At 61.2% G+C, this 12,825-nt stretch carries 10 protein-coding genes; 3 read left to right on the plus strand and 7 right to left on the minus strand.

All coding sequences use genetic code 11. From position 1 onward, the window contains the following. Positions 1–107: 107 nt before the first annotated feature. Genes F8N62_RS20795 through F8N62_RS20805 form a run of 3 tightly spaced genes read left to right on the plus strand, consistent with a single transcriptional unit; the run spans position 108 to position 5,322 of the window. The gene (locus F8N62_RS20795; RefSeq protein ID WP_150712437.1) at positions 108–1,211 is read left to right on the plus strand and encodes an efflux RND transporter periplasmic adaptor subunit; all 1,104 of its coding nucleotides are present in this window, start codon (positions 108–110) and stop codon (positions 1,209–1,211) included. After that, positions 1,208–2,272 carry an efflux RND transporter periplasmic adaptor subunit gene (locus tag F8N62_RS20800; protein ID WP_150712438.1) on the plus strand — a complete coding sequence of 355 codons (1,065 nt, stop codon included), beginning with the start codon at positions 1,208–1,210 and terminating at the stop codon, positions 2,270–2,272. Before F8N62_RS20795 ends, F8N62_RS20800 begins: the two co-directional genes overlap by 4 nt. Next, on the plus strand, positions 2,269–5,322 hold the full coding sequence (locus F8N62_RS20805; protein WP_150712439.1) for an efflux RND transporter permease subunit: 3,054 nt from the start codon (positions 2,269–2,271) through the stop codon (positions 5,320–5,322). The genes F8N62_RS20800 and F8N62_RS20805 overlap by 4 nt, the downstream gene beginning before the upstream one ends. Positions 5,323–5,415: 93 nt before the next feature. On the opposite strand, the gene F8N62_RS20810 is transcribed toward F8N62_RS20805, so the two are convergent. The 7 genes from F8N62_RS20810 to F8N62_RS20840 all read right to left on the minus strand — a co-directional run bounded on the left by F8N62_RS20810 (position 5,416) and on the right by F8N62_RS20840 (position 12,801). Continuing rightward, positions 5,416–6,045, minus strand: a complete 630-nt coding sequence (locus F8N62_RS20810) for a class I SAM-dependent methyltransferase (RefSeq protein ID WP_150712440.1) — start codon at positions 6,043–6,045, stop codon at positions 5,416–5,418. Positions 6,046–6,215: 170 nt separating this feature from the next. Next, on the minus strand, positions 6,216–6,860 hold the full coding sequence (locus tag F8N62_RS20815) for a methionine ABC transporter permease (protein ID WP_150712441.1): 645 nt from the start codon (positions 6,858–6,860) through the stop codon (positions 6,216–6,218). Next, the gene (locus tag F8N62_RS20820) at positions 6,850–7,971 is read right to left on the minus strand and encodes a methionine ABC transporter ATP-binding protein (RefSeq protein ID WP_150712442.1); all 1,122 of its coding nucleotides are present in this window, start codon (positions 7,969–7,971) and stop codon (positions 6,850–6,852) included. Before F8N62_RS20820 ends, F8N62_RS20815 begins: the two co-directional genes overlap by 11 nt. Positions 7,972–7,973: 2 nt before the next feature. Next, the gene (locus F8N62_RS20825) at positions 7,974–8,783 is read right to left on the minus strand and encodes a MetQ/NlpA family ABC transporter substrate-binding protein (protein WP_150712443.1); all 810 of its coding nucleotides are present in this window, start codon (positions 8,781–8,783) and stop codon (positions 7,974–7,976) included. 177 nt (positions 8,784–8,960) lie between these two features. Continuing rightward, a complete protein-coding gene (locus tag F8N62_RS20830; protein ID WP_150712444.1) occupies positions 8,961–10,328 on the minus strand; it encodes an LLM class flavin-dependent oxidoreductase in 1,368 nt (455 codons plus the stop codon). After that, positions 10,328–11,521 (minus strand): SfnB family sulfur acquisition oxidoreductase, encoded by a 1,194-nt coding sequence (locus tag F8N62_RS20835; RefSeq protein WP_150712445.1) that lies wholly within the window; start codon positions 11,519–11,521, stop codon positions 10,328–10,330. The genes F8N62_RS20830 and F8N62_RS20835 overlap by 1 nt, the downstream gene beginning before the upstream one ends. 38 nt (positions 11,522–11,559) lie before the next feature. Further along, positions 11,560–12,801 carry an SfnB family sulfur acquisition oxidoreductase gene (locus tag F8N62_RS20840; RefSeq protein WP_150712446.1) on the minus strand — a complete coding sequence of 414 codons (1,242 nt, stop codon included), beginning with the start codon at positions 12,799–12,801 and terminating at the stop codon, positions 11,560–11,562. Positions 12,802–12,825 lie beyond the last annotated feature (24 nt).

A 12,825-nucleotide genomic window follows, 5' to 3' on the forward strand; every position in this document is an offset into this window, starting at 1 on the left:
AGCTCCTACAGGGGAAATACTCTATCTGCGTGCGCGCAGGTGGAACCCTGTTCTAAGCTCACAGTCGTATCGCCATTGGCACGTTCGTACAATGCAAAGGAGTCTGCATGGCTGGTCCCGGATTGAAAAGAGTGGTTGGCCTGAGCCTCCTTGTCCTGCTGAGCGCCTGCGGCGAAAAACCTGCGGTCGAGAAAGATCGTCCACGGGTGTTCGTGCAAGCCGTCAGACCCCTGGATTACGCCCCGTCCGTGACCCTCACCGGCGACGTTCAGGCACGCGTTCAGACGGAGTTGTCTTTCCGCGTCGGCGGCAAGATCATCCAGCGCACGGTCGATGTCGGTGACCGCGTTTCGGCGAAACAAGTGCTCGCCAAACTCGATCCGAAGGACCTGCAGACCAATGTCGACTCCGCCCAGGCCCAAGTCGTCGCCGAGCAAGCGCGAGTCAAACAGACCGCCGCCGCCTTCGTTCGCCAGCAAAAACTCCTGCCCAAGGGCTACACCAGTCGAAGCGAATTTGACACTGCTCAGGCTGCGCTGCGTAGCAGTCAAAGCGCGCTGACGGCCGCACAGGCGCAACTGGCTAACGCCCGTGAGCAACTGAGTTACACCGCGCTGATCGCGGACGCACCGGGGATTATCACGGCGCGGCAGGCTGAAGTCGGCCAGGTGGTGCAGGCCACGGTGCCGATTTTCAGCCTGGCGCGAGACGGTGAGCGCGATGCGGTGTTCAACGTCTACGAATCGCTGCTGGCTGAGGCACCGGATGACAAAACCATCGTGGTCAGCCTGCTCGACAACCCGGCCATCAAGACCACCGGTACGGTTCGCGAAATCACTCCGGCGGTTTCCGCAGAGACCGGCACAGTGCAGGTCAAAGTGACGCTCCACGGATTGCCGGAAGGCATGCAGCTTGGCTCAGTGGTCAGTGCCACGGCCAAGACACCGGGCAAATCCGCGGTGGAGCTGCCGTGGTCGGCACTGACCAAAAACCTCAGCGACCCGGCCGTGTGGCTGGTGGACGACGAAGGCAAGGCGCAGTTGCACACGGTCACGGTCGGACGTTACCTGACCGGTAAAGTCATCATCAGCGACGGCCTCAAGGGCGGAGAGAAAGTGGTGATTGCCGGCGGTCAGTTGCTGCACCCCGGGGTGAAAGTGGAAGTCGCCGAGAACACCTACAAGGATCTGGCCGAAGGAACTCAGCCATGAAGCGTTTATTGCTGGTAATCGCTGTGATGCTGGCGGCCTGCTCGAAGGAAGAACCGCCGCCGGAGCCGATACGCCCGGTGCTGTCGATCAAGGTCCAGGCGCTGAACGAGGAAACCCTGGGCCGCTTCGCCGGCAGTATCCAGGCCCGTTACGAAACCAATGTCGGTTTCCGTGTGCCAGGCCGGATCGCCAGCCGTAACGTCGATGTGGGGGCCGAAGTCGAGAAGGGCGCCTTGCTCGCTACCCTCGACCCCACGGATCAGCAAAACCAGCTGCGTTCCGCCCAGGGTGATCTGGCGCGCATTCAGGCGCAACTGATCAACGCCCAGGCCAACGCCCGGCGTCAGCAGGAATTGTTTGATCGCGGCGTCGGTGCGCAGGCGCAACTGGACATCGCGCAGACCGACCTCAAAACCACCCAGGCCTCCATGGATCAAGCGAAGGCGGCGGTCGATCAGGCCAAGGACCAACTCGATTACGTGCAACTGCGCACCGACCACAAAGCCATCGTCACCGCGTGGAATGCCGAAGCCGGGCAAGTGGTCACCGCCGGCCAGCAAGTGGTCACGCTGGCGCAGCCGGACATCAAGGAAGCGGTGATCGACTTGCCCGACACGCTGGTCGATCAGTTGCCAGCGGACGTAGTGTTCCAGGTCGCCGCGCAACTGGACCCGAGCATCACCAGCACCGCCATCGTCCGCGAAATCGAACCCCAGGCCCAGAGCGCCACCCGTACCCGTCGCGCGCGCCTGACGCTGACAGACACGCCACCCGGTTTTCGCCTGGGCACCGCCATCAGCGTGACCCTGAGCTCGGCGATCAAACCGCGCATCGAGTTACCGATCAGCGTGCTGCAAGAAGTGGATGGAAAGACGCGGATCTGGGTCATCGACCCTCAGACGCAAACCGTTTCGCCGCGAGAGGTCAGCCTGCTCAGTCGCACCGACAGCACGGTGGTGCTGACCAACAGCGTGAAGTCCGGCGAGCGGATTGTGAGTGCCGGCGTGAACAGCCTGACCCCCGGGCAAAAAGTCAAAATCGATGAGGACGGCCCGCAATGAAAGGGAGTTTCAACTTATCCGAATGGGCCCTCAAGCATCAGTCGTTTGTCTGGTATTTGATGTTCGTCGCGCTGCTGATGGGCGTGTTCTCGTACATGAACCTCGGTCGCGAAGAAGACCCGTCGTTCACCATCAAAACCATGGTGATCCAGACCCGCTGGCCGGGCGCGACCCAGGAAGAAACCCTCAAGCAGGTCACTGATCGCATCGAGAAAAAACTCGAAGAACTCGACTCTCTCGATTACGTGAAAAGTTACACCCGTCCCGGCGAGTCAACGGTGTTCGTCAATCTGCGCGACACCACCAGTGCCAAGGACATCCCGCAAATCTGGTACCAGGTGCGCAAGAAGATCAACGACATTCGCGGCGACTTCCCCCAGGGCCTGCAAGGGCCGGGGTTCAACGACGAGTTCGGTGATGTGTTCGGTTCGGTTTACGCCTTTACCGCCGACGGTTTGTCGATGCGTCAGTTACGCGACTACGTCGAGCAGGTCCGCGCCGAGATCCGTGAAGTGCCGGGGCTGGGCAAGGTCGAGATGGTCGGCGAGCAGGATGAAGTCCTCTACCTGAACTTCTCCACGCGCAAACTCGCAGCGCTGGGCATCGACCAGCGTCAGGTGGTGCAGAGCCTGCAATCGCAAAACGCGGTGACCCCGGCGGGTGTGATCGAGGCCGGGCCGGAGCGAATTTCGGTGCGCACCTCGGGGCAGTTTGCTTCCGAGAAAGACCTGGAAAACGTCAACCTGCGGCTCAACGATCGCTTCTATCGTTTGGCAGATATTGCTGAGATCAGCCGGGGTTACGTTGACCCGGCGACCCCCGAGTTTCGTTTCGACGGCCATCCCGCCATCGGTCTGGCGATTGCGATGAAGAAGGGCGGCAACATCCAGGAGTTCGGCAAGGCGCTGCACCAGCGCATGACCGACCTGACCGCCGATTTGCCGGTGGGCGTCGGCGTGCACAGCGTTTCCGACCAGGCCGGCGTGGTCGAAAAGGCCGTCGGCGGCTTCACCAGCGCGCTGTTCGAGGCGGTGGTGATCGTACTGATTGTCAGCTTCGTCAGCCTCGGCGTGCGCGCCGGCCTGGTGGTGGCGTGCTCGATTCCGCTGGTGTTGGCGATGGTCTTCGTGTTCATGGAATACAGCGGCATCACCATGCAGCGGATCTCCCTCGGCGCGCTGATCATCGCCCTCGGCTTGCTGGTGGACGACGCGATGATCACCGTGGAAATGATGGTCACGCGTCTGGAGATGGGCGAGACCAAGGAGCAGGCGGCCACGTTCGCCTACACCTCGACCGCATTCCCGATGCTCACCGGCACCCTGGTGACGGTCGCCGGTTTCGTACCCATCGGCCTCAATGCCAGTTCGGCGGGCGAGTACACCTTTACGCTGTTCGCGGTGATTGCGGTGGCGATGCTGGTGTCGTGGATTGTCGCGGTGTTGTTTGCGCCGGTGATCGGCGTGCACATCCTCAGTGCCAAGGTGAAACCCCATAACGCCGAGCCCGGACGCATCGGTCGCGCCTTCAATTACGGCATGTTCTGGGCGATGCGCAATCGTTGGTGGGCCATCGGCATCACCATTGCCTTGTTCGTGGCGTCGGTGTTTTCCATGCAGTTTGTGCAGAACCAGTTCTTCCCGTCCTCGGACCGCCCGGAAATTCTCGTTGACCTGAACCTGCCGCAAAACGCCTCGATTGCTGAAACCCGCAAGGCGGTGGACAAGCTGGAAGCGACGCTCAAGGGCGATCCGGACATCGTGCGCTGGAGCACGTACATCGGCGAGGGTGCGATCCGTTTCTACCTGCCGCTCGACCAGCAATTGCAAAACCCGTACTACGCGCAACTGGTCATCGTCAGCAAAGGCCTGGAGTCGCGCGAGGCGTTGAGCCAGCGTCTGCGCGAGCGCTTGCGCAAGGATTTCGTCGGCATCGGCAGTTACGTCCAGGCGCTGGAAATGGGCCCGCCGGTGGGCCGGCCGATCCAGTACCGGGTCAGCGGCAAGGACATCGATCAAGTGCGCAAGCACGCCATCGCGCTGGCCACCGAACTGGATAAAAACTCGCACATCGGCGAGATCATTTACGACTGGAACGAGCCGGGCAAAGTCCTGCGCATTGATATCGCCCAGGACAAGGCGCGGCAACTGGGGCTGTCGTCGGAAGACGTGGCCAACCTGATGAACAGCATCGTCGTCGGAGCGCCAGTGACGCAGGTGGATGACGATATCTACCTGATCAACGTGGTGGGTCGTGCGGTGGACGCGGAGCGTGGCACGCCCGAGACCCTGCAAAATCTGCAGATCGTCACCCCCGGCGGCACCTCGATTCCGCTGCTGGCCTTCGCCACCGTGCGCTACGAACTTGAGCAACCGCTGGTGTGGCGTCGCGACCGCAAACCGACCATCACCATCAAAGCGGCGGTACGCGACGAGATTCAGCCGACCGATCTGGTCAAGCAACTGAAGCCGGACATCGACAAATTCGCCGCTGCGTTACCGGTAGGCTACAAGGTCGCCACCGGCGGCACCGTCGAGGAAAGCGGCAAGGCCCAAGGGCCGATTGCCAAGGTCGTGCCGTTGATGCTGTTTTTGATGGCGACCTTCCTGATGATCCAGTTGCACAGTGTGCAGAAGCTGTTCCTGGTGGCCAGTGTCGCGCCGCTCGGATTGATCGGCGTGGTGCTGGCGCTGATCCCGACCGGCACGCCGATGGGCTTCGTGGCGATCCTCGGGATTCTGGCGCTGATCGGCATCATCATCCGCAACTCGGTGATTCTGGTGACGCAGATCGAAGCGTTGGAGAAAGAGGGGCTGGCGCCGTGGGATGCGGTGGCACAAGCCACTGAACACCGTCGCCGGCCGATTCTGCTGACGGCGGCGGCAGCGAGCCTGGGGATGATTCCGATCGCCCGGGAAGTGTTCTGGGGGCCGATGGCCTACGCGATGATCGGCGGCATCATCATCGCGACCTTGCTGACGCTGCTGTTTTTGCCGGCGCTGTATGTGGCTTGGTACAAGATTCGCGAGCCGAAGCAAGAATCTGTCTGACCTAAAAGCAAAAGATCGCAGCCTGCGGCAGCTCCTACATGGGATAACGTAGACCCTGTAGGAGCTGCCGCAGGCTGCGATCTTTTGATCTGCCTATCTTGCGCGACGCCAGACACTCGCCAGCCACGGCTGCTGCTCCCGCGGCAACCCCGCCGGCCGGTAGTAATGCTCCAGCTCCACAAACCCCGCCGTAGTCAGCAAATCCTGCCACGCCTGAAGATCGTGATACGCCCCATACCGCGGCCCGTTCCAGCCCTCCTGATTCTCACCCCGCGGATTGGAGCTGAACAACACACCGCCCGGTTTCAAAGCCCCGTACAACTCCTTCAACACCCGGGGCAATTCCTGGCTTGGAATGTGAAACAGCACCGCATTGGCGAAAATCCCGTCGAAGCGTTCAGCCGGCAAATCAAGTTTTAGAAAGTCCTGCTGCCAGACCTCACAACCACTGTCTTCGCGCGCCATCTGCGCAAATTTTTCCGAACCGTCGAGGCCGATGGCGGTGTGGCCCATGCGCGTGAACGTCTGCAAATCACGACCCGGGCCGCAGCCAAAGTCGAGAATGTCGAACGGCGCCTCGCCCTGAACATGCCGCAACAGCGCATCGATGTTCTGGCTGACATCGTGATCGCGCGTCCCATCGCGAAAATCTTCGGCGACCGAGTTGTAATGGCTGAGGGTGGTGGTTGTGATCTGATCGAGGTCGTCGGGGGACTGTTTCATGGTCGGGCTACGCAGGCAGTGTGAATCCGCAGAATATACGCCATGAAGCCGGTGGCTGCTGCGCAGCCATTCGCGAGCAGGCTCGCTCCCACAGGGAAATGCATTCTAATTGTGGGAGCGAGCCTGCTCGCGAAAGCGATATCACGGATGAGCGATGGCTGAAGCCAGTCTCACCGCTTGTTCAACCCCCGCGCCAACCGATCCCCACCCAGCTGAATTACCGCCACCAACACCACCAGCAGCACAATTACCGTCAGCATGATCTGGCTATCAAACCGCTGGTACCCATACCGGTACGCAATGTCTCCCAACCCACCCGCACCAATCGCCCCAGCCATGGCCGATGAGTTGATCATGGTCACCAGGGTAATGGTGAAACCACCGACAATCCCCGGCAGCGCTTCAGGCAACAACACATGCCAGACGATGTGCCAGCGCCGGCATCCCATCGCTTGCGCCGCCTCTATCAAGCCGAAATCAACCTCGCGCAAACTGACTTCGGCAATCCGCGCAAAGAACGGCGTGGCCGCAATGGTCAGCGGCACCACGGCGGCCCACACACCGTAAGTGGTGCCGACGATCAGCCGGGTGAACGGTATCAACGCCACCATCAGAATCAGAAACGGAATCGAGCGAAACAGGTTCACGAACGCGCCTAGTGCGCGGTTCAGCGCCGGCGCTTCGTAGATACCGCCCTTGGCGCTGGTGACCAGGATCACCGCCAGCGGTATGCCCGCCAGCAGTGCGATCAGCGATGAGACGCCGACCATCAAAAACGTGTCGATGAAACCTTGCAGCAAGCGATCAAACCACATAACCCAGCACCTCCACCTGTTGCGCCCAGTGGCTGGCGCGCTGACGCAATTGTTCGGTACCGAGCGACGAGCCGGTCACCGCCAATAGCAATTGCCCCAGCGCATGCCCCTGTATCCGTTCCACGCCACCTTGGAGCAAGCGCACGCGACCACCGAGTGCGGCGAACAACGCTGCCAGATCCGGTTCGTCCGTGGCGCTGCCGGTGAATTGCAGACGCAGCACCACGGCGGCGTCAGGAGACTGTGGCTGAGGTCGCAGACGATTTTGCAGGTCTTGCGGCAACGCGTGTTGCAACGGCGCGAGCAAGGTTTTGCTGACCTCATGCTGCGGGTTGCCAAACACTTCCCAGACCGGACCTTGTTCGACGATGCGTCCGTGCTCCAGCACCACAACGCGGTCGCAGATATCGCGAATCACCGCCATCTCGTGGGTAATCAGCACGATGGTCAGGCCAAGGCGCTGATTGATCTCGCGCAGGAGGCCGAGGATCGATTGTGTGGTCTCCGGGTCCAGCGCCGACGTGGCTTCGTCGCACAGCAGAATCTCCGGGTCATGCACCAACGCGCGAGCGATGCCGACGCGCTGTTTCTGCCCGCCGGACAGCTGTGCCGGATAGGCCTTGTGCTTCTCTTGCAGGCCGACCAGTTCCAGCAGTTCACGAACCTTCTGCTCGCGTTTTTCCTTGGGCACACCGGCGACTTTCAGCGGCAACTCGACGTTCTGCCAAACCGTCTTGGCCGACATCAGGTTGAAGTGCTGAAAGATCATGCCGATGCGCCGACGCAGTGTCACCAGACGCTCCTCATCGAACGCGCCGATGTCCACTTGATCAATCAGTACGCGCCCGGTGCTCGGTTGTTCGAGGCGGTTGATGGTGCGGATCAGCGACGACTTGCCGGCGCCGCTGCGGCCGATGATGCCAAACACTTCACCGCGCTGGATCGCCAGATCGATGCCGTGCAGCGCTGCGACCGGGCCTTGCTGGCCGTTGTAGGTTTTGCCCAGGCCGATGAACCGTACGTGAGCGCGGTTAAGGTCCGGGTGCAGCTCGGTTTGTTCGGCTTTCTGGGGCTCTGGAATTTCCAGTCGCCGTAGGATCGCGGCCGTCATGCTCAGCTTTCCCAACCGGCTTGATAGAGCTTGCCGTGGGCCTTGTCCAAAGCCGCGCGGACGGCGGGCGAATGTTGGTAGATATCGACGAATTTGATCAGGCGCGGGTCGGCGTTGTTTTTCGGCTGGATCACGAACTGGATCACGTATTCCTTGTGGTCAAGGCCGTCGAACAGCAGCGCGGAACCGGCATCAAACGTCTTGGCCAGACGGATATAGGCCGGGTAGCCCTGAACCAGATCGGCGTCATCGTAGGCGCGCACCAGTTGCACGGCTTCGACCTGGAGGATTTTGATGTTCTTCGGGTTGTCGATGATGTCTTCTTCGGTGGCCTTGTAGCCGACCCCCGGCTTGAGCGTGATCAACCCGGCCTTGGCCAACAGTTGCAGGCCGCGACCGCTGTTGATCGGGTCATTGGCGATGGCGACGCTGGCGCCTTCCGGCAGCTCGTCGAAGCGTTTATATTTTTTCGAGTAGAGGCCGACGTTGTTAATGATCCCCGGTGCGAACGGCACCAGGTCAAAACCGGCGGCGGCCTTGGCGTTTTCGAGGAACGGCACGTGCTGGAAGTAATTCACGTCGATGTCGCCAGCGGCGAGGCTGACGTTGGGGGCGATCCAGTCGGTGAACTCCACGAGCTCGACCTTGAGGCCTTGTTTGTTGGCTTCTTCGACAGCGGCTTCCAGCGGGATGGCGAAAGCGGCAGTGGTGCCGACTTTCAGCGGCGCGTCGGCGGCGAAGGTGACGGAGCTGAAGAGGCCGAGGGCCAGGGCCAGTGCTTTGACTGGGTGGGTTAAGAGTTTTTTGGTCATGGTGGTTATTCCAGTCAATGATGTAATGAGTGCGCGCATTTGTGGCGAGGGAGCTTGCTCCCGCTGGGCTGCGGAGCAGCCCCAAAGCCATTCGATGAGGTGTGTCAGGTAAAACTCGGTCGCAGGTTTTGCGACTGCTGCGCAGCCGAGCGGGAGCAAGCTCCCTCGCCACAGGTTTTATCGGCGGTAAGCCGACCCGGTATGTTGCTCAGGCAAATGCGCCTCTGCGTGAAACAGCTTCTCCCGCAGGCTGCCGTCGTCATAAGCGGTCTTGTACGACCCGCGCCGCTGCAACTCCGGGATCACCAGCTCAATGAAATCCACATAGCTTTCCGGCGTGACAATCCGCGTCAGGTTGAAACCATCCAGCCCGGTTTCGGCGATCCACGATTCCAGCTCATCGGCCACTTGCTCCGGTGAACCCACCACCGTGATGTAGCGGCCACCGAGGGCGTGCTGGTCGAGTAATTTGCGTCGGGTCCAGTCGTTGTTTTGCAGATTTTTGGTCGCCGACTGGATCGCGTTGCTTTTCACGTACTGGATCGGTTCGTCGATTTCATACTCGGAAAAATCAATCCCGGTAGAAGCGGAAAAATGCGCCACGCCGGCCTCGGCGCTGGCGTAGCTCAGGTACTCGGCATGCTTCTTCCAGGCCAGCTCCTCGGTGGCGCCGACAATCACGTTCAGCCCCATGAACACTTTGATGTCCTCGGGATTGCGCCCGGCCTCGACGGCGCTGGCGCGAACCTTGTCCACTTGAGCCCTGGTCGACGGTTTGTTCTGGCCGCTGATGAACACGCACTCGGCGTGACGCCCGGCGAACAGCAAACCGCGATCCGAACTCCCTGCCTGAAACAGCACCGGCGTGCGTTGCGGCGAGGGTTCGCAGAGGTGATAACCCTCCACCTGATAAAACTCGCCCTTGTGCTCGACCTTGTGCACTTTGTCTGGCTGCGCGTAGATCCGTTGCTGAGGATCGTTGAGCACGGCGCCGTTTTCCCAGCTGCCTTCCCAGAGTTTGTAGAGGACTTCGAGGTACTCGTCAGCCTGATCGTAACGACGGTCGTGTTCGACCTGCTCGCTGAGGCCCATGGCTTTGGCGGCACTGTCGAGGTAGCCGGTGACGATGTTCCAGCCGACCCGACCGCGGCTCAAATGATCGAGCGTCGACATGCGCCGGGCGAACAGATACGGCGGCTCGTAGGTCAGGTTGGCGGTGAGTCCGAAGCCGAGATTTCTGGTGACCGCTGCCATCGCCGAGACCAGTAGCAACGGATCGTTGACCGGCAGCTGGATCGACTCCTTCAACGGTACGTCCACCGAGTTTTGATAGACGTCGTACACACCGACAATATCCGCAATAAACAGACCGTCGAACAAGCCGCGCTCCAGCAACTGCGCCAGCTCGGTCCAGTATTCGATGGTTTTGTATTGGGTCGAGGTGTCCCGTGGATGGGTCCACAAACCATGGTTGATGTGCCCGATGCAGTTCATGTTGAAGGCGTTGAGCAGGATTTTCTTTTTGGTTTTTAAAGGTGTGCTCATCAGATGGTCCCTCGCAACGGCGGGTTTTCATCGTTGAGGTAGTAATTGCCGACGGCGTGATACTTCCAGCGCACCGGGTCGTGCAGCGTGTGCACCCGGGCGTTGCGCCAGTGGCGATCCAGTCCGTGCTCGATCAACGTTGCCTGGCTGCCGGCCAGTTCGAACAGCGCAGTGCCGGCGGCGAGGGAGATTTCGGTGCTGATGGCGCGGGCTTCGGCGACGGCAATTGACGCGGCGGCGACGGTCTCGGCGTTAGTCTCGGCCTGGGCCTTGTCGAGGAGTTCGCCGGCGCGATCCAGCAGCGCTTCAGCGGCGTGCAGACGGATGCTCAAGTAACCGAAACTCTTGAGAGACAGCGGGTCTTCAGTGGCTTTTTCATGGGTGGCATCGATCCATGGCCGGGTTTTGGTGCGCACAAAATGCAGCGCATCTTCGTAGGCGGCACGGGCGATGCCGGTGTCGATGGCCGCGTGAAGGATCTGCGCCAGCGGACCGACCGGGGTCGGCCGTTCGAACGCACTTTGAAAGGGGATCACGTCTTCGGCGGTGACATAGACGTCTTCGAACACCACCGAACCGCTGCCGGTGGTGCGCTGGCCGAAACCGCTCCAGTCGTCGATGACGGTCAGGCCTTTGCTGTTGCGCGGGACGAATGCGAGTTGCTGCACGCCGTTTTCATCTACCACCGAGGTGGGAATCCGTTGCGCGTAGATCGCGCCGGTGGCGTAAAACTTGCGGCCGTTGATGCGATAGCCATCCCCGTCGCGTGTCAGGCGGGTGATGCGGTCGTGTGCGGTTTTTGTTCCGAGTTCGGCAAGGGCGTTGCCGAAGCGTTGACCGGCCAGCACTTCTGCGTACAAACGTTTTTTCTGCTCGGCGCTGCCGTTCACGCGCAGCACTTCGAGGGCGTAGAAATGATTCTGCGGAATTTGCCCGAGGGAGCCGTCGGCCTGGGCGATCAAGGCGATCACTTTGGCCAGCGTGACGTTGGAAACGCCCGCGCCGCCATACGCCTTCGGCACGCTGATGCCCCACAGGCCGGAGCGGGAAAACACTTCCAGTTCCGGGTGCGGCAGACGGCGTTCGCGGTCGCGCAGGGCGCTGTCACGTTTGAAATCTTCGGCCAGGTCACTGGCGACGATCAGGGCTTGCTCATCGCTGGTGATGACCGCGACGTGGTGAGAAATGGGCATGTGTTTCTCCAGAGATCTGGTCAAAAAAGTGCGGGTCGTTAGATCCAGGAGTGGCGAGCGGGCAATGTGCCGTTCAGGTGGTAAGCACCGACGGCGTGATACTTCCAGCGCACCGGGTCGTGCAGCGTGTGCACCCGCGCGTTGCGCCAGTGGCGATCGAGGTTGAACTCAGCGAGGGTGGCGCGGCTGCCGGCCAGTTCGAATAGCTTTTCGCTGGCCAGTAGCGAGATTTCGGTGGTCAGCACCTTGGCTTCGGCCACGGCGATCGAGGCGCGGGCGGCGGACTCGGCCGTCAGCGGCGCGGCGTTGACCTGATCCAGCACCTGGCCGGCCCTGCGCAACAGCGCTTCGGCGGCGTGCAGTTCGATTTTCAGTTTGCCGATATCAGCGATCACGTACAGGTCATCGCTGGCCCGCTCGACCTTGGCGTCGATCCATGGCCGGGCACGGGTTTTCACGAACTCGATGGCGTCGTCGATGGCCCCGCGAGCGATGCCGGCATCGATGGCCGCTTGAATCAGCTGCGACACGGCGCCCTGAATGTTCGGGGTGTCATTGATCTTCCAGTTATCCACCACCAGCTCGGCGTCGACCCGCACGTTGTTGAGCAAAACGGTGCCACTGGCGGTGGTGCGTTGGCCGAAACCGGACCAGTCATCGACGATGCGCAGGCCCGGTGTGCCGCGACGAACGAAGGCCAGCACTTGCTTGTCGTCATCGTTCAACGCCTTGACCGCCACCCAGTGAGCGAACAGTGCCCCGGTGGAGTAGAACTTCTGCCCGCTGATGACAAAACCGTCGCCGTCGGCGGTGATTCTTGCCTTGAGTTCGAGGGTATTTTTGGTGCCGCGCTCAGGCCCTGCGTTACCGATGCGCCAGCCTTCAAGCACGCTTTTGAACAGCTGCTTTTTCTGCGCTTCAGTGGCACTGCCCAGCAGCAGATTGAGAATGCCGAAGTGGTTCTGCGGGATCTGGCCCAACGCCGGATCGACGGCGGAAATGATCGCGAAGACTTCAGCCACGGTGACGAACGAAACCTGCGGGCCGCCGTATTCGCGCGGGATGGCAATGCTGCCCAGACCGCTGCGGGTGAACTGTTCAATTTCCGACCACGGCAGCTTGCGCTGCTGGTCACGCCTGGCCGCTTGCAGGCGGGCGACATGCGCCAGCTCGTGGGCGGCCTTGATGGCTTGCGCGTCGTTGCGCAAGACCTGTGCGGGCAACAACAACGGGGCGATGTCCAGATCACTCTGAACAATTGCATCTGCCAGACTGGACATCAGTGCCGCTCCTTGGCTGCACGC

It is taken from the genome of Pseudomonas fluorescens, assembly GCF_902497785.1.
Lineage (GTDB): Bacteria > Pseudomonadota > Gammaproteobacteria > Pseudomonadales > Pseudomonadaceae > Aquipseudomonas > Aquipseudomonas fluorescens_BO.